Source organism: Herbaspirillum hiltneri N3, from assembly GCF_001267925.1.
Taxonomy (GTDB): Bacteria; Pseudomonadota; Gammaproteobacteria; order Burkholderiales; family Burkholderiaceae_D; genus Herbaspirillum; species Herbaspirillum hiltneri.
In genome coordinates this window covers 1545702-1569921 of sequence record NZ_CP011409.1, presented here as the reverse complement: position 1 = coordinate 1569921, position 24220 = coordinate 1545702, and the positions used below count along the sequence as shown (strand labels likewise).

Sequence of the window (24220 nt, the reverse complement as noted above, 5' to 3'; positions counted from 1 at the left end):
CCCCCACCTTTTACTATTCCCATCCCGGGACACTCTTATGCACTTATCAGAATTAAAGGCGTTACACGTCTCCGCATTGCTTGAAATGGCAATTGGCCTGGACATCGATAACGCGGCGCGCCTGCGCAAACAAGAACTGATGTTCGCGATCCTCAAGAAACGCGCGAAATCGGGAGAACAGATTTTCGGCGACGGCGCCCTTGAAGTGTTGCCTGACGGCTTCGGCTTCCTGCGCTCGCCTGACGCCAGCTACATGGCGTCCACTGACGACATTTACATTTCGCCCTCGCAAATCCGCCGCTTCAATCTCCACACCGGCGACTCCATCGAAGGCGAAGTACGCACACCGAAAGACGGCGAGCGCTACTTTGCGCTGGTCAAGGTCGACAAGGTCAACGGCGAAGCGCCGGAAGCCTCCAAGCATCGCATCCTGTTTGAAAACCTCACGCCGCTGCATCCGAACAAGATCATGCAGCTCGAGCGCGAAATGCGCGGCGAGGAAAACATCACCGGCCGCATCATCGACCTGATCGCGCCGATCGGCCGCGGCCAGCGCGGTCTGCTGGTGGCGTCGCCGAAGTCCGGTAAATCGGTCATGCTGCAGCACATCGCCCACGCCATCACCACCAACCATCCCGACACCGTGATGATCGTCCTGCTGATCGACGAACGTCCGGAAGAAGTGACCGAAATGCAGCGCTCGGTGCGCGGCGAAGTCGTCGCATCGACCTTCGACGAACCGGCCACGCGTCACGTCCAGGTCGCCGAAATGGTGCTGGAAAAAGCCAAGCGCCTGGTTGAAATGAAGAAGGACGTGGTCATCCTGCTGGACTCGATCACCCGTCTGGCGCGCGCCTACAATACCGTGATCCCGGCGTCCGGCAAGGTCCTGACCGGCGGTGTGGACGCCAACGCGCTGCAACGTCCGAAGCGTTTCTTCGGCGCTGCGCGCAACGTCGAAGAAGGCGGCTCGCTGACCATCATCGCAACGGCCCTGATCGAAACCGGCAGCCGCATGGATGACGTGATCTACGAAGAATTTAAGGGTACCGGCAACATGGAAGTCCATCTGGAACGCCGCCTCGCCGAGAAGCGCGTCTATCCGGCCATCAACCTCAGCAAGTCCGGCACGCGCCGTGAAGAACTGCTGATCAAGCCGGACCAGCTGCAAAAGATCTGGGTCTTGCGCAAGCTGATGTACGACATGGACGAAATCGAAGCGATGGAATTCATTCTCGACAAGATGAAGTCGACCAAGAACAATGCAGAGTTCTTCGACATGATGCGCCGCGGCAGCGAACGCTGAGGGAGCACCGCCTTGCCGGGACGCAATGCTGCGTCGCCGTCGAAGCTGTCGACTGGAAAAAGTCCGCCCGGGTGCCCAGGCGGATTTTTTTTTGCCCGCATCGCCTTATTTGCTTTTTCGCCGGCCGGGAAAAACCGCTTGACCGCAATTTTCTTCCTACACTACTATTTCAGCCACGCCGCGCTCTGCGCAAAGACAGATCCGGCAATAAAAATTAAATCGAGAGACAGCATAGAACCGACAGGTTCACCCGATTCAGACCGTTCAGATCATCACCGGCATCGTTCCTGCTGCCGGGTATTCATCCGCAAGCGCAGCACCGTTGTATGTTGTAGAGCACCGCAGTACTGCCGGTCATGGATCCATGCCGGGGTTTCAACTTACCGTCCACCAGACGACATAAAAACAGCAACGCAGACACAACCAATCAGGAGGAGCAAAGATGAAGGTCAAGATGACAGCCATCGCGGCGACCGTGGTCGCCGCATGTGCAGCAGGATTTGCCGGACCGGCGGCGGCGCAGATTTCGGGAGATGTGGTCAGGATCGGTCTGATCACCGACTTGTCGGGCGTCTACATCGACATCGACGGCCAGGGCGGTGTCGAGGCCATCAAGATGGCGATCGCCGACTTCGGCGGCAGCGTCAACGGCAAGAAGATCGAACTGATCACCGCCGACCATCAGAACAAGGCCGACATCGCCGCCTCCAAGGCGCGCGAGTGGTTCGACCAGCAAGGCGTGGACATGCTGATCGGCGGCACCAATTCCGGCACCAGCCTGGCCATGGCCAAGGTTGCCGGCGAAAAGAAAAAGACCTTCATCGCCGTCGGCGGCGCCACCGCGCGGCTGACCAATGAAGAATGCACTCCCTATACCATCCACTATGCCTACGATACGGTGGCGCTGGCCAAGGGCACCGGCTCGGCCATCGTCAAGAACGGCGGCAAGAGCTGGTACTTCCTGACCGCCGACTATGCCTTCGGCGCCTCGCTGGAAAAGGACACCTCCGACATCGTCAAGGCCAATGGCGGCACGGTAGTCGGTTCGGTCAAGCATCCGCTGGGGGCCTCGGACTTCTCGTCCTTCATGCTGCAGGCGCAGGCCTCGAAGGCGCAGATCCTCGGTCTGGCCAATGCCGGCGGCGACACCATCAACTCGATCAAGGCGGCCAACGAGTTCGGCATCAACAAGACCATGAAGCTGGCCGGCCTGCTGATGTTCATCAATGACGTGCATGCGCTGACCCTGCAGGTCACGCAAGGCATGTACCTGACCGACGGCTGGTACTGGGACATGAACCAGGAAACCCGCGACTTTTCCAAGCGTTACTTCGCCAAGATGAAGCGCATGCCGTCGATGCTGCAGGCGGCGGATTATTCGGCGACGATGCAGTACCTGAACGCAGTGAAAGCCAGCGGCACCGATGATCCGGACAAGGTCATCGCGCAGATGCACAAGACCAAGATCAACGACTTTTTCGCCAAGAACGGCTATATCCGTCCCGACGGCCGCATGGTGCATGACATGTACCTGATGGAAGTGAAAAAGCCGTCCGAGTCGAAGTATCCGTGGGACTACTACAAGGTGGTGCAGACCATTCCTGCCGAACAGGCATGGACCACCAAGGCTGAATCCAAGTGTTCCCTGTGGAAATAAACTTGCACTGAACACCCTGCCGGCGGGCGCCGCCCCGTCCGGCAGCGTCTCCCCGGCCAGGAAAACGGCCCGGAATCGGTAAAAAACAACATCCCCGCTCGCGCTCCGGCCATTTAGATTTGGCGCAAACCCATGATTTCATTGTATAATTTCGGACTTTTCACCGGCAAGTGATCGACAATCGGGTCAAGAAGCAAGGCGACCGACGAAGTGACGATTGGCTACCACTACTTTTCAAGGCAAAAAAATGAAACAAGGCATTCACCCGGATTACCGCGAAGTTCTGTTCCACGACGTTTCGAACGACTTCAAGTTCATCACCCGTTCGACTATCGGCACACGCGAAAAGGCCGAATTCGAAGGCAAGGAATACCCACTCGTGAAGATTGAAGTTTCTTCCGAATCGCACCCGTTCTACACCGGCAAGCACAAGATCGTCGACACCGCAGGTCGCGTCGAGAAGTTCCGCCAGAAGTTCGGCACAGTCGGTTCCAAGACTGCAATCGCAGCAGAATAATCTCTGCACGATGTCGAAAAAGGCAGCTGAGGCTGCCTTTTTTGTTTTTTGCGGAACGGGGTGCAGCTTTACCGCTGCACGGTTGCCCGCCGTTACTATCCAATACATCCTTTAACAGGATTTTGCTGCACAATATCGGCTACCCGATAATCGCACCCGCACAAGTGCAGCAACATACAAGAGCAATAACACCTTGATGAAGCCAGTCCGCCTCCCTGCCGCCGCGACCAATGCTCTGCCTCGCTGGGGCCTGCTCGCGCTCGGCTTGCTGTATATCCTGCCCGGCCTGATCGGCCGCGACCCGTGGAAGAACGATGACGCCGCCAGCTTCGGCATCATGTGGACCATGGCGCACGGCAATCTGATGGACTGGCTGGCGCCGAATATCGCCGGCATGGCGATGCCCGCCGAGAGTCCGCTGGCGTACTGGTTCGGCGCCATCTGCATCAAGCTGTTCGGCTGGCTGCTGGGCGATCCGCTGGCGGCGCGCATTTCGACCGTGGGTTGCTTCCTGATCGGCTCGCTGTCGATCTGGTACGCCACCTATCTGCTCGGCCGCCGCAGCGAAGCACAACCGCTCAAGCTGGCCTTCGGCGGCCAGCCGGAGCCGCGCGATTTCGGCCGCACGCTGGCCGATGGCGCTTTCCTGATTTACCTCGGCTTCCTGGGCTTGCTGCTGCACAGCCACGAGACCAGCGCCAAAACCCTGCAAATCGCGCTGGTGGCCTATGCCATGTACAGTGCGGCGCGCGTGTTCGACACCAACAAGCCGCATCAGGCGCTGTCGCTGGGCGCAGTGCTGGGCCTGCTGGTGCTCACGCATGGCTGGTTGCTGCCGGCCGGCGTGCTGCTGGGATTGCTGGTGTTGTCGGGCCTGCATTACCGTCCGGTGTTCAAATCGCTGATCGGCCTGTCGCTGCCGGCGGCGCTGGCGATCTGCCTGATCTGGGTCTTCTCGATCCGCGCCTTGCTGCCCGAAGCCAGTGCGCAGTTCTCGACTTGGCTCAGCTGGAATATTTATCAGATCAACTGGCCGACCATGGCCTCGCTGAAGTTCTTCGGCAAATACGGCGTGTGGTTCGCCTGGCCGGCCTGGCCGTTCGCCAGCTGGGCCGTGTACGCCTGGCGCCGCCAGTTGCATTCGCTGCATATTTCGCTGCCGCTGGCCTTCTTCATCCCGCTGACGCTGCTGGTGCTGCTCAACGTACACAGCGAAGAAGGCATCCTGCTGCCGCTGCTGCCAGCGCTGGCGATCCTGGCGGCATTCGGCCTGCCGACCATGAAGCGCGGCGCCATCAATGCGGTGGACTGGTTCTCGGTGATGACGCTGACGACCTGCGCGGCCTTCATCTGGATCGGCTGGATCGCCAAGGAGACCGGCTGGCCGGCGCAGATCGCCAAGAACGCCTTCAAGCTGGCGCCCGGCTACAAGCCCGGCTTCAATGCGATCGCACTGGCGATCGCCGTGCTGACCACGCTCTTCTGGATCCTGCTGGTGCACTGGCGCATTTCGCGCCGGCCTTCGGTGCTGTGGCGCGCGGTGGTGCTGTCGTCCGGCGGCGTGGTGCTGTGCTGGGTGCTGCTGATGACCCTGTGGCTGCCGTGGGTCAACTACGGCAAGAGCTATGCCGGTGTAGCGCAACAGATCGAAGAACGCATGTCGGCGGTCAAGCAGTGCGTGGAATCCAACGTCGGCCCGGCGCAGCGCGCGTCGTTCGCCTACTTCGGCCACGTGCATTTTGAAGACCGGCCGGACATGCGCTGCGATTTCCTGCTGCTGCAGGACAGTATCGACAACCAGAACGCCGAGCAGATGCTGCGCCAGTATGAAGGCCGCTGGCAGCTGCTGTGGGAAGGCCGGCGCCCCTCCGATCGCGACGAGCGCTTCCGCCTGTACCGCCGCATCGGCAACTGAAGCGATCTCGGCGCTCCGCACGGGGCCCGACGTCGACGCTGAAAACGCATGACATCACGCATCCATACTTTCCGCATTGCTTCGCTGGCCTGGCCGATCCTGATCGGCCAGCTGGCGCTGATCGCCAACGGCGTGATCGACACGGCGATGGTGTCGCGCTTCTCGGCAATGGATCTGGCGGCGCTGGCCCTGGGGGTGTCGATTTACGTGAGCGTGTTCGTCGGCTTGTCGGGCGTGCTGCAGGCCCTGCTGCCGACCATCGGCCAGTTGTACGGCGCGCGCCGTTTCGGCGACATCGGCCGCGAAGTGAAGCAGGGATTGTGGCTGGCCTTCTTCCTCAGTTGCATCGGCTGCCTGGTGCTGCTGTTTTCGCCGGTGTTCCTGTCGTTCGCGCAAGCGTCGCCGGAACTGGCGGAAAAAGCCACGCTCTACCTGCGCATCGAAGCGCTGGCGCTGCCGGCGACCCTGGGGTTTCGCGTGTATGCCGCGCTCAACACCGCCATTTCGCGTCCCAAGATGGTGATGGCGATCCAGATCGGCGCCCTGCTCCTCAAGATTCCGCTCAATGCCTGGTTCATCTTCGGCGGCTTCGGCTTGCCGGCGTTCGGTGGCCCGGGCTGCGCCATCGCCACCAGCCTGATCGCCTGGCTGATGCTGCTGACCGGCTGGATGCTGGTGCGCGGCGCACCGATTTATCGCGAACTGCGCGTGTTCGGCAGCGGCTTCGTCGCACCGCAGTGGAAGGCGCAGCGCAGCCTGCTGAAACTCGGCATCCCGATGGGCCTGAGCTATTTCATCGAAGTGACGGCGTTCACGCTGATGGCGATCTTCATTGCGCGCCTCGGCGCGGTTGCGGTCGCTGGACACCAGATCACCGCCAACGTCGGCACCGTGCTGTACATGCTGCCGCTCTCGCTGGCCAACGCCACCGGCACGCTGGTGGCGCAAGCCATCGGTGCGCGCGACTGGCAGACCGCCAAGAAGATTTCACGCGCCGGCATCCGCCTGTCGGCGATCCTGTCGGTGCTGATCGGCGTGGCGGTATGGTTCGCGCGGGAGCAGATCATCCGCGCCTATACCCCGGATGAAGTCATCATCGCCTCGGCCTTGCCGCTGTTTCTGTTCATCGCGTTTTACCAGCTGTTCGACTCGCTGCAGGTGACCACGGCCTTCGTGCTGCGTGCCTACAAGGTGGCGGTGATCCCGACCGTGATCTATGCGGTGGCGCTGTGGGGTATCGGACTCGGCGGCGGTTACGTCCTCGGCCTCGATCCGTTCGGCGTATCGCCGGCATGGTTGCACGGCGCCGCCGGCTTCTGGCTCGGCAACAGCGCCAGCCTGGGCCTGGTGGCGTTCTTCCTGATCTGGTATTTGCGGGTGGTCCAGCGGCGGGTAGTCCAGCGCCGAGTAGTCAGCTAAAGGAGCGTTCAGGCGAACGCCCTGCCGTGTCCCAGGAAGTGCTGCACATCCCGCGCGGCAGCCGGACGCGCCAACAGGAATCCCTGTACCTGGTCGCAGTTGAGTTTTTGCAGCGCGGCGAGCTGCGCTTCGGTCTCCACGCCTTCGGCCACCACTTCCATGTTCAGCGCATGCGCCAGCGCGATGATGGCCGACACGATCGCTGGTCCGGAATCGCCGCCCTGGTCCAGCCGAGAGGTGAAGAATTTGTCGATCTTGATCTGGCGGCAGTGGAATTGCTGCAGGTACGCCAGGCTGGAATAGCCCGCGCCGAAATCGTCGATGGCGATGTCGTAGCCGAGCTCCTGCAGATCGGTGATGATGCGCGCGCTCTTTTCAACGTTCTTCATCGCCGCGGTTTCGGTGATTTCAAACATCAGGCGCTGCGGCGCGATGCCGGCCTGGCTGACGATCTCGGTGACGCTGTCGACCAGGTCGGGACGCATCTGCAGCGGCGACAGATTGAGCGCCACCTTGACCGGCGGCATGCCGGCCGCATCCCAGCGCACGATCTGCGCGCACACTTCGCGCAACACCCAATCGCCGATCGGAATGATCTGGCCCGAGCGCTCGGCGATCGGGATGAATTCGGTCGGACTCATGCTGCCCAGTTCCGGATGATCCCAGCGCAGCAATGCCTCGACGCCGGTCAGTGTGTGCTGGCGGCCTTCAAATTTTGGCTGGAAATGCAGCGACAGCTGATTGTGCTCCACCGCCAGCTGCAGCGCGTGGCGCACCGTCAGATGCCGCATCGCGCTGGCGTGCATGGCCGGCTCAAAGAAACGGTAAGTGTTGCGGCCGTTCTGCTTGGCCTCATACATCGCGGCGTCGGCGTTCTTCATCAACGCGTCGACGGTGTCCCCGCTGTTGGGATACACCGCGATGCCGATGCTCGACGTCACCCGCAGCGTCGCCTCGTCGACGCGAAAATCCTGACGCAGCACGCTCAGGATATTTTCCGCCAGGTTTTCGACCACGTCGGGCGAGGCCAGGCTGCCCATGACCGCCACGAACTCGTCGCCGCCGATGCGCGACACCATGTCTTCGCTGCGGATGCAGGCGCGAATCCGCTGTCCGACCGCAATCAGCAAGCCGTCGCCCACCGAGTGACCGAGCGAATCGTTGATGGCCTTGAAGCCGTCCAGGTCCATGAACAGCACGGCAAACGACAGCCCGCTGCGCTTGGAGACGTGGATCGCATGCTGGATGCGCTCGGCCAGCAAAGCGCGATTGGGGAGGCCGGTGAGCACATCGTGCGTGGCGAAATGCAACAGCTTGTCGTTGGTGCGGCCGACGATCTTCCTGAGCAGCTTGGTCTTCTGTGCACCGCTGAAAATCAGCGCGGCGATCAGCACGAACAAGGTGCCGAGCACCACCGCGCTCATCAGGTTGTCGCTGTCAATGCTGGCGTAAGTGCTGCTGATGCTGTCGGGAGAAAAGTTGGCGGCCGCCATGTTCAGGCAATGCATGAAGAAGATGCCCAGACCGAGCGTGCCGGCAAAAATCACCCGGCGCCAGAAGTGTTCTCCCTTGTGCGTGTTGAGCGTGTAGATGATCCAGATGTTGAGCACCGCGACGGCCATGGTCGCCAGCACCGACAGAATCTCCAGCCACGGCGTGTAACGCACCGCCGGGATGATCTGCATCGAATGCAGGCCGAGCCAGTGCACCGCCGCCATGCCGGCCCCGAGCGCGACGCCGTCGGCAAGCATGCGCGGCCAGCGCAGCCGGCGCTGGGTAGAGCGGTGCAGAAGATAAAACGACAGACCGATGCACAGCAGCAGCGATACGACGGTAAACAGGGCGTTGTAGCCGACGCTGATCGGCAACTGGAACGCCAGCATGCCGGTGAAATGCGTGGACCAGATGCCGACGCCGAACACCAGCGCGCCGCCGGCCAGCCACATGCGGCGGTAGCGTGCGGTTTCCTGCGATGCGATGCGTTCAGCGATTTCCAATACTGTGTACGAAGCAAGCGTCGCAACAAATAGAGAAAAACAAATCAGCAAAAGGTTATAGGAGCCGGCCATGATCTGAGAAATCCGTCTGCATCTTCCGTTCGAACTGCGTGTTACGAAAATGAATCCCGTGAATCCACGACGACAAACAAAGCTTCGTCAATGCGCGAGAACGCATCGATGTTCACAAACAAAATCAGGAAAAAAAGCGTCGCAAACGCTTGTGTTTTGGCATGCGCAGCCGCTTGTCGTTTGCTCTTTATTCATTCGCGACAATCGGTTCTATCCGGCGCAATCCCTTTATCCGCGCCTATTCTAGCTGGTTTGTCCCAAAAAATCCCGGCTTCTTCCCCGGCGTTTTCGCCAAGCGAAAAGAACTGCCGCTTCTGACAATGCCTCAGCTTGGCCGCGACGCTTTGCGTTCATGAGCACGGCAGCGGTTTTTTCCTGCCGGCATGCCTGCAAACGACGTTCGCGCAAACACCATTACCGGCCTGTAAGTCTTGCTGGGCGTCATGTTGGGAGATTCCCACAGGTTACAATTGTTATCTATCAGTCAAGTTGAAAATAAGACAAGATAGCTACAACTTGGTGACGTTAAGCGGCGTTGATTATAAGTCACATCCTCCGCGTAATTATTCCGAAAACCAAAAGTACCCATTCCTCACCCACTAGGCAGTAAGTTCCAGTCATGGAAAACGCGAACGAAAAATTTGCAAAACGACTGCGCGCCTCGATGGAAAAAGCGGGATATGAACCAAAGCCCGCTGTTCTGGAACGCGAGTTCAATTTGCGCTACTGGGGTAAACCGATGACCTTGCACGGCGTGCGACGCTGGCTACTCGGCGAATCCATGCCAAACCAGGACAAGCTGGAGACGCTCGCCGAATGGCTCATTGTCACGCCGCAACATCTGCGCTTCGGTGAAGAGATCGGCAAGCGCATCGACAAGCGCCGCGCGCGCTGGGAAGAAGCCATCGGCTATCGCGAACGGGAGGCCTTCGAAGCCTTCATCAATCTGCCTGCGCCGCAACGCAAGATCGTCAAGGAAGTCATCTTCGCCTTCGCACAGATCACGGCAACGGCGGCGGTCAAGGCCGTCAAACCCAAAGCCTGAACACCTGCACGCCTGCAGTATCAACGCCCGTCGGCGTCAGGGCGTACGTGCCTTGATCGCCCTGGATACCGCCATGCAATGCCCGACCTGTTCGGCGATCGCAATCGGTACGCTTTTCTCACCGCGCAGCACCGCCTCAATCCAGCGCGCCGTCGCAGCGGCATCCCTACCCTCCGGCAAGTCCGGAATCTCTTCCGCCACTTTTTGCTTCTCCACCAGCAGCGTGCGTTCGGCGCCATGGAACCAGTCAATCTGCTGCGCGCGCCGCGCATTGGCAACGGTCTCTCCTTCGGTGCCGCGCATCAGGAAAGCATCCCCGCGCTGTGCCGGCGCTGCGCCGACAAAATACTTGCCGAGCATTTCCAGGTATTCGGGATGCGTGTACGAGGTCAGGCGCAAAGCCGGCGCGGCAAACGGCTGCATGATCTTGACCAGCGTATGCGTCGAATTGCGCACGCCGAGTAGGCGGCGCATCGCCAACAGGCGCGCCAACTTCGGCGCCAGCACCTGAATCGGGATGAACGCCGGTTGCCGGTTGGCCAGCGCGGCTTCGGCTTCGTGCGGACCGATCGCATGATGGATCCCGAGCGCTTCGAAAATCTCTGCGCTGGTGACGCGTTGCGGATCCTGCGTCACACCGTGCATCAGCACCGGCACGCCTTCGCGCGCCAGCAGCAACGCCAGCAAGGGAGTCAGGTTGGCCATGTGGCGCGAGCCGTTGTAGCTCGGAATCACCACCGGCGCGTAGTCGCCCAGCGGCGCCTGCAACGGCGTGAACGAGGCTTCGGCGGCGGCCAGGAAACCGGCAATTTCTTCCACCGACTCCCCCTTGACGCGCATGGCCAACAGGATAGCGCCGAGTTCGAGATCGCTGACGCGACCATCCAGCATGGCGCCGTACAGCAGTTGCGCATCGTCGCGCGACAAACTCCGTGCGCCATCCTTGCCGCGTCCGATCTCCTTGATGAAGCGGGCCGCAGCCAGCATTTCCTTGCCTGATTCCGTCATGATCGTACTCTCGTATTGCTGCCGTTTTTGATGAGCGCAAGGGTACACCATGCGACGCATCTTGTGCGCCGCCGTGGCTGTGCGCGCCTTTCCTTTACAATAGCGCCTTCGGACGCACACGCGTCCCCACTGTTTTCCCTGCTGCAATCCATGATAGTTCTCGGCGTCGAATCCTCCTGCGATGAAACCGGTCTGGCGTTATACGACACGCAAAGAGGCCTGCTCGCCCATGCCTTGCATTCGCAAATCGCGATGCACCAGGAATACGGCGGCGTGGTCCCTGAACTGGCCTCGCGCGACCACGTCCGGCGTGCGATTCCCCTGCTCAGGCAAGTCTTCGAACAAAGCGGCATCGCCCATGGCGATATCGACGCCATCGCCTACACGCAAGGTCCCGGCCTGGCCGGCGCCCTGCTGGTGGGCGCATCGGTTGCCTGCGGCCTCGGCCTCTCGCTCGACAAGCCGGTGCTCGGCGTGCATCACCTGGAAGGTCACCTGCTGTCGCCGCTGCTGTCGTCCAACCCGCCGCAGTTCCCGTTCGTGGCGCTGCTGGTGTCGGGCGGCCATACGCAATTGATGCGCGTGGACGGCGTCGGCCAATACGAACTGCTCGGCGAAACCCTCGACGACGCCGCCGGCGAAGCCTTCGACAAGTCGGCCAAGCTGCTCGGTCTCGGCTATCCGGGCGGTCCGGCGATTTCGCGGCTGGCCGAGTTCGGCGATCCGGGCGTGTATCAGTTGCCGCGTCCGATGCTGCACTCCAAGAATTTCGACTTCAGCTTTTCCGGCCTGAAGACCGCTGTGTTGACCGTGGTCAAGAACCAGACCACCAACATCTGCGAACAGGACAAGGCCAACATCGCGCGCGCCTTCGTCGACGCCCTTGTCGACGTGCTGGTGGCAAAATGCATGAACGCGCTCAAGCACACCGGCATGAAGCGCCTCGTGATCGCCGGCGGCGTCGGCGCCAACAAGCAATTGCGTGAAGGCCTCAACGCCGCCGCGGCCAAGCGGCGCTATCAGGTCTTTTATCCGGAGCTGGAATTCTGCACCGACAACGGCGCCATGATCGCCTTTGCCGGCGCCATGCGCCTGCAGCAGCATCCCGAAGCGGCAAAGCGCGACTACGCATTCAGCGTGCGGCCGCGCTGGCCGCTGGATGAGATCAACACTTAAAAACAGACGATACTTCAAATAAGTTCTATTCCCGCAGGAAACAGGCACAACTAAGATGCATCTTTTTTTTAAAACAGATGCCTCAAAGCGACTTCGCTTCCTTTGCGAAAAAATACAAATCAAAGTTCAAGAAAATTTCCGTAGCAACAAAAGGCGAACACGAAGCTGACGACGTACAGGCGGAAGCCTGGTTAATGGCCGAGAAAATCCGGGAAAAACAAGGGATCGATGTTGACTATCTGAATCCTGCCCACGTCGATCTGCTTTTCAGTTATCTCTACCAGAAGCTGGTGAACTATGATGAAAAGCACATCCGCATGGCGGTCCGGCTGGATGCGTGGGACTATGGCGACGATCCTGCACACGATTGCCATCCCCTGCTCAATCAGCTGAGCAGCGGTCCGGGCGATGATCCATTGACGATATTGGAACTGAAGGAATGCGTTGATCATGCATCGCACGTCAGCCCGCATCATTCGCGCGCCGCCGCTTACGTCAAATTGCTGGCGCACTGCGACAACAGCATCGCAAGACTCGCCGGTTGCCTGCTGATTTCCACCTCATGGTGCTATCGCTGCTATAACCGCGCCAGGCAGACCGTGGAACGGCAGATGCAATTGCCGGAGACCATCCAAACGGAATTCATGCCGCGCACATGGCGCACATTCCGCTTGATCAGAAAATCGCCGCAGCATCAACGCTCGTTCAATTTTTCATTGCCGTGGGAGCACTGACGATTTTTCATCGGTCTTCGATACCGGCTTATTTCTTCTTCGACCCGATCTTGCTTTCCTTGCCGGCCAGCAGATTGGCGATATTCTTGCGATGGCGGAACACCAGCAGCGCGCTCATCGCCAGCACCGCCAGCAGGATGCCGTCCGCGCTGCCGAACAGCAGGCCGTAGTAGAACGGCGCAAATACGCTGGCGATCAGCGCCGCCAGCGACGAGTAGCGGAATGCATAAGCAATCACCAGCCAGGTGACCAGCGTCGCCACACCAAGCCAGACGTTCAGCGCCAGCAGAATGCCGAGCGCGGTCGCCACGCCTTTGCCGCCGACGAAGCGGAAGAATACCGGCCACAGATGGCCGAGGAAGACAGCGATGGTCGCCAGCGCGACGCCGGTGTCGCCGACGCCGAATTGCGGACCGAACCTGATCGTCAGCCACACTGCCAGCCAGCCCTTGAAACCGTCTCCCAGCAAGGTCAGCGCCGCTGCCTTCTTGTTGCCGCTGCGCAGGACGTTGGTGGCGCCCGGGTTTTTCGAGCCGTAGGTACGCGGATCGGACAGGCCGAAGGCCTTGCTCACCACCACGGCGAATGAAATGGAACCGATCAGGTAGGCGGCGATTGCAAACAATACTGTATTCATTGAACCCTTCTTTCTTGACGCGCCCCGCTACGGCAGGGCGGCTTGTTTTATTCTTCCAGCGCGCAGTGTACAGGCTTGCCGGGCAAGACTTTGACGATGGCGTCGGGCGCAATGCCGATCAGGAAACCGCGCCTGCCGCCGTTGATGTAGATCTTCGGAATCGCCAGAATGCTCTCTTCGACATAAACGGGCATGGCCTTGCGCGTGCCGAACGGCGAGGTGCCGCCGATCAGGAAACCGGAATGGCGATTGGCCACTTCCGGCTTGCACGGCTCCACCGACTTGCAGCCGATCTGCCGCGCCAAATTCTTGGTCGACACCTTGCGGTCGCCGTGCATCAGCACCAGCATCGGCTTGGCGGCCTCATCCTGCATCACCAGCGTCTTGACAACGTGATGCTCATCCACGCCGAGTTCACGCGCCGATACGCTAGTGCCGCCGTGCTCTTCATAGGGATAGGGATGTTCGGTAAAGGAAATGCCATGCTTGCGCAGGAATTGCGTCGCCTGGGTTTCGGAGATATGGTCTTTTTTGGAGCTCATTTGGCGCACATTATGCCGCAACTTGGAACCGGTTATCCACGCGGGTGATGTTCCGCATGCAATTTTTTCAGGCGCTCGCGCGCCACGTGGGTATAGATCTGGGTGGTTGAAATATCGGCATGGCCGAGCAGCAGCTGCACCACGCGCAGGTCGGCGCCGTGGTTGAGCAGATGCGTGGCGAATGCATGGCGCAACGTGTGCGGCGACAGCGGCGCGCGAATGTCGCCTTGCAGCGCGTACTTCTTGATCAGCGTCCAGAACATCTGGCGCGTCATGGCGCCGCCGCGTGCGGTGACGAACAGCGCGTCGTCGACCTGGCCTTCGAGGATCTGCAGGCGGGCTTCGCGCAGGTAGCGCTCGATCCAGCCGCGCGCCTCTTCGCCGAATGGCACCAGTCGCGTCTTGTTGCCCTTGCCGGTGATGCGCAGCACGCCTTCGTTCATGCCGACCTCGACCGACTTCAGCAACACCAGTTCGGACACCCGCAGGCCGCTGGCGTACATCAGTTCCAGCATGGTGCGGTCGCGCAGACCCAAGGGCGTGGAGACGTCGGGCGCAGCCAGCAGGGCCTCGACCTGGCCTTCCGACAGCACCTTGGGAAATCGCGGCGGCTGCTTGGCCGAGCGCAGGTGCAGACAGGGATCTTCGCTGATGCGGTTTTGCCGCAGCGCCAGCAGGAAGAAGCGCTTGAGCACCGCCAGCCGGCGATTGGCGGAACTGGCCTTGGTGTCGGCGTGGCGTGCGGCGAAATAGGCGCTGAGGTCATCCGCATGCGTAGCCAGCAAATCCTTGCGGCGCTCCGTTTGCAGCCAGTGCGCGAACAAGGTCATGTCGCGCCGGTAGGCTTCCAGCGAATTCCTGGCGAGGCCATCCTCCAGCCACAGCGTGTCGCAAAACTCGTCGATGGCGGCCAGGCTTGCGCCGGTGGCTTCGACCTTGGGCGCGCGGCCGGCGTGGCTTTTTCCCACGCGTTTGGGCGCTTCAGTAGCCATCGACGCCTTCGTGCGCCAGCAGCCAGCGCTTCACGCTGAGCGGGAAGCCGTCCTCGTCGTCGCGGTGCGAAAAGCCGCCCAGTCCGCCCGCCGCCGTTACCCGGTGGCAAGGCACGACCAGCGGAAACCAGTTGGCGCCGCACGCCTGCCCCACCGCGCGCGGCGCGGACTGAATGAACTTGGCGATCTGGCCGTAGGTGCGTACTTCGCCGCGCGGAATCGAGGCGATCGCGTCCCACACGCGGCGCTGGAAATCCGAACCGACTTCGGCCAGCGGCAGCTTGAACCGGTAGTCCGGCTTGTCGATGTAGCGCAGGATCTGCTTGGCTGCCTTGTCGGCCGCGGCGTCGATTGCATCCTTTTCGCGGAAGTGCCTGGGCAGGTAGACCATCTCCAGAATCACCCCTGCAGAAGTGCGAATACCGATGCCGCCGAACGGTACGTGTACGATGGCGGAAAAAATGTCGCCCGCTTGTGTATTCTTCATGACTCGGAAACATTGAGGGAATACGCTATTTAAGCACATCGCCGCGGCGCTCTGCCAACCGCCGCCAACCTCGCAGCAATCCAGGAACCAATATATGACAACACCCACCAGCCACGCCGATCACCTTGTCGTCACCGCCCCTTCGCTGGCCGAAGGGATTGCCTACATCGAGCAGACCCTCGGCGTATCGCCGCAAGCTGGCGGCGAGCACGTGCGCCTGGGCACCCACAATGCCCTGCTCAAGCTGGGGCACGGCTTTTATCTGGAAGTCATTGCGGTCAATCCCGCCGCCCCTGCGCCGCAACGCGCGCGCTGGTTCGGACTGGACACCATGGCCGCCGGCAGCAAGCCGCGCCTGGCGACCTGGGTGGTGCGCACCGACGATATCGAAGCGGCGACGGCCGCCGCAACCATCTCGCCCGGCATCGTCGAAGAAATGAGCCGCGGCGCGCTGCAATGGCGCATCACCATTCCCGCCGACGGCAAACTGGTACTGGACGGCGTGATGCCCAGCCTGATCCAGTGGAACAGCTCCAGCCATCCGACCGACAACATGGCCGACCTCGGTTGCAGCCTGGTCAGACTGGAAGGATTCCATCCGCAAGCCGAGGCCATCGCCGCTTGGCTGACGCAGATCGGCCTGCAAAGCCACATCGACATGCATCAGCCGGCGCCGGGACAGAAGCCGCACATGCTGGCACTGATCCAGACGCCGACCGGCCTGCATCCGCTGGGAATGGCGGAGTAAGCCCACAACGAGATCCGCGCGGAAAATAAAAAAGGCGCATCTTGCGATGCGCCTTGAAATTACCCTTGTGCGTCCCGGCCGTTTAAACAGCTTCTTGAACCCACGTCTCCTCAGTATCCTCGGTATCAATACCGTTTGTTATGTGCATCACCCACTTTAAATCTCGTTTTAAAGCCATGAACTACCGACAATACTGCGGCTGAAATTCTATTGTCTTTGCAGACGAAGGTCGCACTTTAACAGTACTTGCTCAGCATTAAAAGTACTTTTTGCGCAAATTTAAAACATGTTATTAGACAACATTTCATTCTGACAATATCGCCGTCGCCGCCGCTTCCAGCCTGCGGCGACGGGCCCTGCAAATCAGACCGATATCAGTCAAAAACCAGGTTAGGCAACCACAACGAAATCTGCGGCACATAGGTTATCAGCGCCAGGAACGCCAGCATCGTCAGCAGCCACGGCATCACCGCAATGGTCAGTTCGGTAATCCCCATCTTGGTAATGCCCGAGGCCACGTACAGGTTCAGGCCGACCGGCGGATGGCACATGCCGACTTCCATGTTGACCACGATCAGGATGCCGAAGTGGACCGGATCGATGCCCAGCTTCATTGCCACCGGGAACAGGATCGGCGCCATGATCAGCACGATCGACGACGGCTCCATCACGTTGCCCGCCAACAGCAGCAACACGTTCACCACCAGCAGGAAAGTGATCGGGCCGAGGCCGCTGTCGGTGATCATCGCCGCCATCGCCTGCGGGATGTTTTCGCTGGTCACGAGGAACGAGAACAGCACCGCGTTGGTGATGATGTACAACAGCATGGCCGACATCGAGGCGGAGTCGAGCAAGACCTTCGGCACTTGCTTCAGGCTCATGTCCTTGTAGACGAACACCGCAATGATGAAGGCATACACCGCCGCCATTGCCGCCGCCTCAGTCGGTGTAAACGCGCCGGAATAAATCCCGCCCATCACGATCACGATCAGGAACAAACCCCAGCCGCTCTTGCGGAAAGCAGCCCCGCGCTCGGCCCAGCTCGCCTTCGGCAAGCGTGGGTAGTTATGCTTGCGCGCGAGGTACCAGGTAGTCAGGCCGAGCAGGAGCGCCAGCATTAGACCCGGCACGACGCCGGCCATGAACAGCTTGCCCACCGAGGTATTGGTCGAGACCGAATACATCACCATCACGATCGACGGTGGGATCAGGATGCCCAGGGCGCCCGAGGTGGTAATGACGCCGGCGCCGAACTTCTTGGGAAAACCCTGACGCACCATCGCCGGCAGGATGATGGAGCCGATCGCCACCACGGTTGCCGGCGATGAACCGGACACGGCGGCAAACAAGGCGCACGCCATCACGCCGGCCAATGCCAGACCACCATGCCAGTGACCGACCATGGACGTGGCGAAGTTGATCATGCGTCGCGCCACCCCACCGTGGGTGAGGAAGTTGCCGGCGAGAATAAAGAACGGGATCGCCATGATCTCGAACTTCTCGATGCCGGTGAACAGTTTCAGCGCGACCGACTGGATCGGCACGTCGGTCATGGTGAACAGGAAGGTCAGGACCGTCAGGCCGAGCGAGATCGAGATCGGCATCCCGGTCAGCATCAGGCCGAACAGCAGGACGAAGATAATTGCTGCGTTCATGCTTTTCCTCCTGCGATTTCTTCGTCGAGGCCTTCGACGTGGGTGTGGTCGTGCTTAGGCAATTCACCGGTCTTGATGAAGGCCCAGCAGACCTGCAGGAAACGGAAACACATCAGATACGAACCCAGCGGCACCGCCAGATAGACGATCCACATCGGTACTTCCATGACTTCCGACGTGCTGGAATGCTGTGCGATTTCCCACACGAACTCGGCGCCCAGGGTGCCGACGATGCCGGTAAACAAGGCCCCGGCCAGCAGGCCGAACACGACGAACTTGTTGCGCCATGGCGTGTTCATGCGATTGATCAGCACATCGACGCCGACGTGGATGCCGGTGCGCACGCCATAGGCGGCGCCGAACTTGGCCATCCAGACGAACATGTAGATGCACAATTCCTGCGCCCAGCTGGTGTTGATCTGGATCAGCTCATCCTGCAGCCAGGGAATCGGCAAACCGGATGCATAGCGATGCACCACGGCGACAAAGATGATGACAGTCGCTGCCGCCATCAAAAATGCAATGAGCCACTCTTCCAAGTGGTCTAAAAATTTCAACATCGTGTCTCCTCAGTGGGTGGCCAATAAAAATCGCCCTGCCCTGTCGTTTTTTCCGGTGCAGGTTGTCGCTGCACCGGACGTTCCTTGAACTTTTTATTTGCGACTGAAACCCGATTTACTTCTGACCCAGTGCAGCAGCTTCCTTGTTCACGGCGGAAATCAGATCCTTGCCGATACGGTCTGCCATTTGTGTCTGAACCGGCAGCAAGGCTTTGCGCCATTCGGCCTTTTCCTTGTCGTTGAGACGATAGATAGTGGTCTTGCCGGTCTTTTGCACCGCTGCCAGTGCAGCGTCGTTCTCTTGCTGCGCGATCGCGTTGGCGTACTTGGTAGCGTCCTTCATCGCGCCTTCCAGGGCAGTGCGGATGTCGGCAGGCAGGCCGTCCCAGAACTTCTTGTTGACGATGACGGCATAACCCAGATAGCCGTGATCGGAAACCGTCACGTGCTTCTGCACTTCATGCATCTTCTGGGTGTACAGGTTCGATGGCGGATTCTCGGTGCCGTCGACCACGCCGGTCTGCAGCGCCTGGTAGACCTCGGAGAACGCCAGCACTTGCGGATTGGCGCCGAGTGCGCGCATCTGCGCATCGAGAACCTTGGACGACTGGATGCGCATCTTCAGGCCGCGGAAATCGGCCGGCACGTGCAGCGGCTTGTTGGCCGACATGACCTTGAAACCGTTATCCCAATACGCCAGACCGGTAATGCCCTTCGGCTCCAGCTTCTTGAACAGATCCTTGCCGATCGGACCTTCGGTCACGCGATACAGCACTTCCTTGCTCGGGAAAATATAAGGCAAGTCGAAGACTTCGAATTCCTTCACGCCCAGCGGACCGAACTTGGCCAGCGACGGCGCCAGCATCTGCACGGCGCCCAGTTGCAGCGCCTCAAGCTCTTCCTTGTCCTTGTACAGCGTGCTGTTCGGATAGACTTCGACCTTCACGCGGCCTTTGGTAGCTTTCTCGGCCAGTTCCTTGAAACGCTCTGCGCCCTTGCCTTTAGGCGTGTCGTTGGCCACCACATGGCTGAATTTGATGATGATCGGCGCCTGGGCGAAGGCGTTGCCGGCAAAGACGGCGGCGGCGGAAAGCGCGAATACGAATGACTTGAGCTTCATGGTTGTCCCCTTTTTGGTTTTGAAAAATATGGAAAAGGCGTGGTCACAATTCTGACTGAGCGCATTTTGACATGACAAAATACTGACACAACTGTGGATAACCACAATTCGCATGACGCACTGCAATATCCAGCGCCCTCTCCCGCGAACATCCTCCGCAATCGCCCTGCTCGCGATAAACTACGCGCACCGCATCGTTGCAAGCTCCACACACCAAATGAAACCGCAGCGCCTTTCCTCCCCTTCCCATCTGCTATCGCCGGGACGCCGCCACCTGCTGCGCTGGGTCATGCCCATCCTGCTGGTGCTGCTGTTCCTGATGACGCTGATCTGGCTGCCGCGCCAGGCGCAGCAGATGGAGTCGAGCGAGCGCCAGGAACAGCTCATCGCCGACTCGCTGTGGGTGGAACAGGCGATCCGTTTCCAGCTCAGCCGCGATGATGAAAGCATGCGCCTGATCGCGCGCGAGATCGTCAACGAACACCTGAAGAAAGATCAGTTCCGCAGCCGCCTCAACGCACTGCTGCGCAACAACCGCGAGTTCTATCGCGTCACCTGGTTCGGTGTCGACGGCAAGCCGATCGCATCGACCGATGATTTCCCGGTCCCGCGCCACGAATTGTCGATGCCCTCGCAACAGGCTGAAGAACATGCGCGCACCATTCGCCGCCCGATTTACAGCGCACCCGCGGTGCCGTCCGGGATCGCCGAACCGGTGGTGATGGATTACCACATCCCGCTGTTCCGTGAAAGCCAATACCTCGGCAGCGTCGTCGCCAGCTATTCAGTGTCGCGTGTGCTCAATGAAATGGTGCCTTGGTGGTTCGCCCAGGACAATGAAATCCTCCTCACCGACACCGACGACAAGGTGGTTGCACGCCGCACCGCCGGCGGCCCCGGCCTGAACGTCTACACCCATCGTCGCGAGCTGGAGCTGCCCGGACTGACGCTGCGGCTGCATACCAACAGCACCAAGAGCGCGCCGAAACTGCTGCCCAACTTGCTGGTCGGCTCGGTCATCGTGTTGTCGCTCGGTTTGCTGTGGAGCCTGTGGGCGCTGTGGCGCGACATCAACCGCCGCATGACGGCGGAAGAAGCGCTGGTGCACGAAGTGTCCTTCCGCAGCGCGATGGAAAATTCGCTGGTCACCGGCATGCGCGCACGCGACCTCGAAGGCCGCATTACCTACGTCAATCCGGCCTTCTGCACCATGGTCGGCATTCCCGCCGACGAGCTGGTCGGCAAGATCCCGCCGATGCCCTACTGGGCGCCGGAAGCGATGGATGAATACCAGGAACGTTTCTCGAAAGTGCTGGCCGGCCGCATCACGCCGCAATTCGAAACCATCTTCCAGCGCAAGGATGGCGAGCGCTTCCCGGTACTGATTTTCGAATCGCCGCTGGTAGACCAGAACGGCAAGCAGACCGGCTGGATGGGATCGATCCTCGACGTCACCGATCGCAAGCGCGCCGAGGACCTCAGCCGCATGCAGCAGGAAAAACTGCAGACCGGGGCGCGCCTGGCCAGCATGGGCGAGATAGCATCGACCCTGGCGCATGAACTGAACCAGCCGCTGGCGGCGATTTCCAGCTACACCACGGGAGCGCTCAACATGATGCAGAACGGCTCCATCGATCCGGCCTCGCTGCAACCCGCACTCGAAAAAATCAACACCCAGGCGCAGCGCGCCGGCAATGTCATCCGCAGCGTGCACCAGTTCGTCAAGAAGCGCGAGCCCACGCGCCAGCCGGTATCGATCAAGAACATCGTCGACAACATCGCACCGCTGGTCGAACTGCAGGCGCAGCAATTCCTGGTGGTGGTGCAGACCGCGATTCCCGCCGACCTGCCCGACGTACTGGGCGACGCTGTGCTGCTCGAACAGGTGCTGCTCAACCTCACGCGCAACGCCATCCAGGCGATGGCGGCGAGCGCGCCGGAGCGCCGCATCCTGCGTATCGCCGCCACGCTCGACCGGCAGACGTCGTCGCAGCAATCGACCCAGCAATCGGTGGTGGTGTCGGTCATCGACCAAGGCCACGGCATCCCGCCCGAAGTCGCCGCCGCCCTGTTCTCGCCATTTTTCTCGACCAAAGCCGAAGGCATGGGCATGGGTCTCAACATCTGCCGCACCACCATCGAATTCCATGGCGGCACGTTGTCCTATGCCGACAACCCCACAGGAGGTACAATCTTCCGGTTTTCCTTGCCTTCCCTGCCTGTGCAGGACTCCGCCGGTTGAACCACAACAAAAGCGCGCGCCATCGGCCAAGCGCCACTATTTCACATTGCATCGATGCTGCACATTGTTGACGACGAAGAGATCATCCGCGATTCGCTCACATGGCTGGCGCAATCGCGCGCAATTCCCTCACTCGCCTATGCCGGCGCCGCAGCGTTCCTGGCGGCGATGGAGCAGGCCGGTCCCGACAATTTCGACGTCGACGGCGAATGCATCCTGCTCGACGTGCGTATGCCCGACCAGAGCGGTGTGGCGCTGTTCGACACGCTCAAGAGCCGCGGCATCACACGGCGCCGTCCCGTGATTTTCCTGACCGGTCACGGCGACGTGCCGATGGCGGTCGACATGCTCAAAAACGGCGCCTTCGATTTCTTTGAAAAGCCGTTCAACGACAACCAATTGATGGACCGCGTGCTGGAAGCGCTGCAGGCCTCGCGCGAAGCCGGCGAACAGGATGCCGTGCGCACGCGCCTGGAGGCTCTGTCCTCGCGCGAACGCGAAGTGCTGGACCTGATCCTGGCCGGCAAAATGAACAAGATCATCGCCGATGAACTCGGTATCAGCATGCGCACGGTGGAAGTGCACCGCGCCCATATTTTCGACAAGATGAACGTCAAGACCGCCGTCGAACTCGCACGGCTACTGAAATAACGCCTCTTTTCCTCTCATGCAAGTCATCTCGCTTCTGCTGCCCGATTTCATCCTGATCCTGATGGGGGTGATCATTTTCCGCATCACCGATTGGGGAGCTGCGTTCTGGGCCGGCATGGAAAAGATGGTCTATTACCTGCTGTTCCCGGCGCTGCTGTTTTATTCCACCGCGCGCCTGCAACTCAATCTCGCCACCACGGGCAAGTTCGTCGAAGTCGGCGTGCTGGCCTTGCTGGCCGGCGTGGCGCTGACCTGGATCGGCAAACCCTTCATCAAAACCGGCCCCATGACCTACGAGTCGGGCATGCAGACGGCCTTCCGTTTCAACTCGTACATTGCGCTCGCGCTGGCATCGCGCCTGGCGGGAGAAAAAGGCGTGGGACTGATGGCGCTGCTGATCGGCTTCGGCGTCCCCTTGTGCAACATGGCGGCCGTGCATGCGCTGGCCCATCGCAGCGGCAACCTGTTGAGCGAACTGATGCGTAATCCATTGCTGATCGCCACCGGCGCCGGCCTGCTGTTCGCGCTGTGCGGTTTCACCTTGCCGGAAGTCGCCGGCGCGGTCTTGTCGCGCTTGGGTAGCGCCTCGATTGCATTGGGTCTGCTGATGGTCGGCGCAGGCCTGCGCCTGTCGGGAATACGTGAAGACAAACTGATGACGGTCTATTTCACCGCCATCAAATTGCTGGCGGTGCCCGCCGTCGCCTACGGATTGGGACGCTGGCTCGAACTGCCGCAGCTGCAGTTGCAGATCGTCGTGCTGTTCTGCTCGCTGCCGACCGCGTCGAGCTGCTACATCCTCGCTGCGCGCATGGGCGGCAACGGTCCGATGACGGCCTTCCTGATTTCACTCGGCACGCTGGTGTCGGCAGTGACGATTCCGTTCTGGCTGATGCTGGTGCATTGAAGCCTGGACATACCCTCCTTGCCGCTTGATCGTCATGCCGACGAAAGCCGCAATCTAGCGGTTTATTCTATTCGTCACGGCTGAATCTCAGTGTCAGCTCGACACATTTCGGCCTGTTCGACGTTTTTTGTAAGCGACTTCCTTTCCGTGGAAGCGTAAGTTCTCGCTTTCGCCTCTTCTTAAAATCAGTCCTATAGACGATAAGACTCTTCTCTCCATATTTCACGACTTTTCACGATTTTCCTGAACCTGCAGGCCCTCGCATATTTACAGCCGTCATACCTTCGAAGACATTAGCAGACTGTATTTCGCCTTATCAACTCCCTCTGGAAAACAATATGACGATTAAAAAACTACTGCTTCTGGTAAGTATCGCTGCACTGTCTGCGTGCAATGGCACTACTCCGGTTGCAGAAACAACGAAAGAAGCGAAGCCCTATGTGTACATCCCGGAAGAATACGTATCGATCTCCTGTGTCACGCATGGAACGGGTTACATCCATTCTTTTGCCATAGAAGAACCTGTCCATAGCGGCCCTGTAGGAGGTCGGATGGTGGGCGGTGCCAGTTGCGGCGGCATCATCGCCGCCGGCTACGCGCTGCCCAAGACGTGGTTTCCGGGGATGAAGGTCAAAGTGCGCTGGAAGCCCAACGGGCGGGAATGGGTGGAAAAGACGACCAACATCATGCGGTATGACGAGGCGGGGACGATTTATGTACATTTCTTCCCTGGAGATCAAGTCAGAGTAGTTTCTGCTGCATTTAACGGGCCGGGAAATCCAGCGCATCCCATACCTGACGACGCCACCGTCCCTCCAGCGGAGGACCAATAA

The 24220-nt window shown here is 60.2% G+C and carries 22 protein-coding genes; 13 read left to right on the top strand and 9 right to left on the bottom strand.

Features of this window, described 5'->3' with window-relative positions:
* Positions 1-37: 37 nt before the first annotated feature.
* The 5 genes from rho (at position 38) to F506_RS07070 (ending at position 6814) form a co-directional block, all read left to right on the top strand.
* A complete protein-coding gene (gene rho / locus F506_RS07090) occupies positions 38-1306 on the top strand; it encodes a transcription termination factor Rho (protein ID WP_053196117.1) in 1269 nt (422 codons plus the stop codon).
* Between the two features lie 442 nt (positions 1307-1748).
* Positions 1749-2963 (top strand): ABC transporter substrate-binding protein, encoded by a 1215-nt coding sequence (locus tag F506_RS07085; RefSeq protein ID WP_053196116.1) that lies wholly within the window; start codon positions 1749-1751, stop codon positions 2961-2963.
* A gap of 247 nt (positions 2964-3210) precedes the next feature.
* The gene (locus F506_RS07080; RefSeq protein WP_053196114.1) at positions 3211-3480 is read left to right on the top strand and encodes a type B 50S ribosomal protein L31; all 270 of its coding nucleotides are present in this window, start codon (positions 3211-3213) and stop codon (positions 3478-3480) included.
* A gap of 196 nt (positions 3481-3676) precedes the next feature.
* Complete coding sequence (locus tag F506_RS07075; protein WP_053196112.1) at positions 3677-5395, top strand: ArnT family glycosyltransferase; 1719 nt, start codon at positions 3677-3679, stop codon at positions 5393-5395.
* A gap of 48 nt (positions 5396-5443) precedes the next feature.
* Positions 5444-6814, top strand: a complete 1371-nt coding sequence (locus F506_RS07070; RefSeq protein ID WP_053196110.1) for an MATE family efflux transporter — start codon at positions 5444-5446, stop codon at positions 6812-6814.
* 8 nt (positions 6815-6822) lie between these two features.
* On the opposite strand, the gene F506_RS07065 is transcribed toward F506_RS07070, so the two are convergent.
* Positions 6823-8883 (bottom strand): putative bifunctional diguanylate cyclase/phosphodiesterase, encoded by a 2061-nt coding sequence (locus tag F506_RS07065; protein WP_053196108.1) that lies wholly within the window; start codon positions 8881-8883, stop codon positions 6823-6825.
* Between the two features lie 619 nt (positions 8884-9502).
* Here F506_RS07065 and F506_RS07060 point away from each other — a divergent pair.
* The gene (locus F506_RS07060; protein ID WP_053196106.1) at positions 9503-9928 is read left to right on the top strand and encodes a hypothetical protein; all 426 of its coding nucleotides are present in this window, start codon (positions 9503-9505) and stop codon (positions 9926-9928) included.
* A 36-nt stretch (positions 9929-9964) separates the two neighbouring features.
* Here the strand turns inward: F506_RS07060 and ybiB are convergent, their stop codons facing one another.
* Positions 9965-10936 (bottom strand): DNA-binding protein YbiB, encoded by a 972-nt coding sequence (gene ybiB / locus F506_RS07055; RefSeq protein WP_053196104.1) that lies wholly within the window; start codon positions 10934-10936, stop codon positions 9965-9967.
* 150 nt (positions 10937-11086) lie between these two features.
* Here ybiB and tsaD point away from each other — a divergent pair, with 150 nt between their 5' ends.
* Both tsaD and F506_RS07045 read left to right on the top strand, forming a co-directional pair.
* Positions 11087-12112 carry a tRNA (adenosine(37)-N6)-threonylcarbamoyltransferase complex transferase subunit TsaD gene (gene tsaD, locus F506_RS07050; RefSeq protein WP_053196102.1) on the top strand — a complete coding sequence of 342 codons (1026 nt, stop codon included), beginning with the start codon at positions 11087-11089 and terminating at the stop codon, positions 12110-12112.
* A 77-nt stretch (positions 12113-12189) separates the two neighbouring features.
* On the top strand, positions 12190-12846 hold the full coding sequence (locus tag F506_RS07045; protein WP_053196100.1) for a hypothetical protein: 657 nt from the start codon (positions 12190-12192) through the stop codon (positions 12844-12846).
* A 28-nt stretch (positions 12847-12874) separates the two neighbouring features.
* Here the strand turns inward: F506_RS07045 and plsY are convergent, their stop codons facing one another.
* From plsY to F506_RS07025, 4 genes are read right to left on the bottom strand one after another with little or no spacing between them, the layout of a single operon-like run.
* Positions 12875-13483, bottom strand: a complete 609-nt coding sequence (gene plsY / locus F506_RS07040) for a glycerol-3-phosphate 1-O-acyltransferase PlsY (RefSeq protein ID WP_053196098.1) — start codon at positions 13481-13483, stop codon at positions 12875-12877.
* A 47-nt stretch (positions 13484-13530) separates the two neighbouring features.
* Positions 13531-14025 carry a Cys-tRNA(Pro) deacylase gene (gene ybaK / locus F506_RS07035; RefSeq protein ID WP_053196096.1) on the bottom strand — a complete coding sequence of 165 codons (495 nt, stop codon included), beginning with the start codon at positions 14023-14025 and terminating at the stop codon, positions 13531-13533.
* Positions 14026-14057: 32 nt separating this feature from the next.
* Positions 14058-15017: a site-specific tyrosine recombinase XerD gene (gene xerD / locus F506_RS07030; RefSeq protein ID WP_053196094.1), complete on the bottom strand. Its 960-nt coding sequence runs from the start codon at positions 15015-15017 to the stop codon at positions 14058-14060.
* Complete coding sequence (locus F506_RS07025) at positions 15007-15504, bottom strand: methylated-DNA--[protein]-cysteine S-methyltransferase (RefSeq protein WP_053196092.1); 498 nt, start codon at positions 15502-15504, stop codon at positions 15007-15009. Before F506_RS07025 ends, xerD begins: the two co-directional genes overlap by 11 nt.
* Before the next feature lie 94 nt (positions 15505-15598).
* Here F506_RS07025 and F506_RS07020 point away from each other — a divergent pair, with 94 nt between their 5' ends.
* Complete coding sequence (locus tag F506_RS07020; protein WP_053196090.1) at positions 15599-16252, top strand: VOC family protein; 654 nt, start codon at positions 15599-15601, stop codon at positions 16250-16252.
* A 374-nt stretch (positions 16253-16626) separates the two neighbouring features.
* Here the strand turns inward: F506_RS07020 and F506_RS07015 are convergent, their stop codons facing one another.
* The 3 genes from F506_RS07015 to F506_RS07005 form a co-directional block, all read right to left on the bottom strand.
* Positions 16627-17907, bottom strand: coding sequence for a TRAP transporter large permease (locus tag F506_RS07015; protein ID WP_053196088.1), 1281 nt, complete (start codon positions 17905-17907; stop codon positions 16627-16629).
* Positions 17904-18464: a TRAP transporter small permease gene (locus F506_RS07010; protein WP_200907735.1), complete on the bottom strand. Its 561-nt coding sequence runs from the start codon at positions 18462-18464 to the stop codon at positions 17904-17906. The genes F506_RS07015 and F506_RS07010 overlap by 4 nt, the downstream gene beginning before the upstream one ends.
* Before the next feature lie 118 nt (positions 18465-18582).
* A complete protein-coding gene (locus F506_RS07005) occupies positions 18583-19587 on the bottom strand; it encodes a TRAP transporter substrate-binding protein (protein WP_053196085.1) in 1005 nt (334 codons plus the stop codon).
* A 217-nt stretch (positions 19588-19804) separates the two neighbouring features.
* On the opposite strand from F506_RS07005, the gene F506_RS07000 reads away from it, so the two are divergent.
* The 4 genes from F506_RS07000 to F506_RS06985 all read left to right on the top strand — a co-directional run bounded on the left by F506_RS07000 (position 19805) and on the right by F506_RS06985 (position 24220).
* Entirely contained in the window at positions 19805-21829 is a 2025-nt protein-coding gene (locus tag F506_RS07000) for a PAS domain S-box protein (protein WP_053196083.1), read from the top strand.
* A gap of 54 nt (positions 21830-21883) precedes the next feature.
* A complete protein-coding gene (locus tag F506_RS06995) occupies positions 21884-22480 on the top strand; it encodes a response regulator transcription factor (RefSeq protein ID WP_053196081.1) in 597 nt (198 codons plus the stop codon).
* Positions 22481-22496: 16 nt separating this feature from the next.
* Positions 22497-23387, top strand: a complete 891-nt coding sequence (locus tag F506_RS06990; protein WP_053196079.1) for an AEC family transporter — start codon at positions 22497-22499, stop codon at positions 23385-23387.
* 338 nt (positions 23388-23725) lie between these two features.
* Positions 23726-24220 carry a DUF3304 domain-containing protein gene (locus F506_RS06985; protein WP_053196077.1) on the top strand — a complete coding sequence of 165 codons (495 nt, stop codon included), beginning with the start codon at positions 23726-23728 and terminating at the stop codon, positions 24218-24220.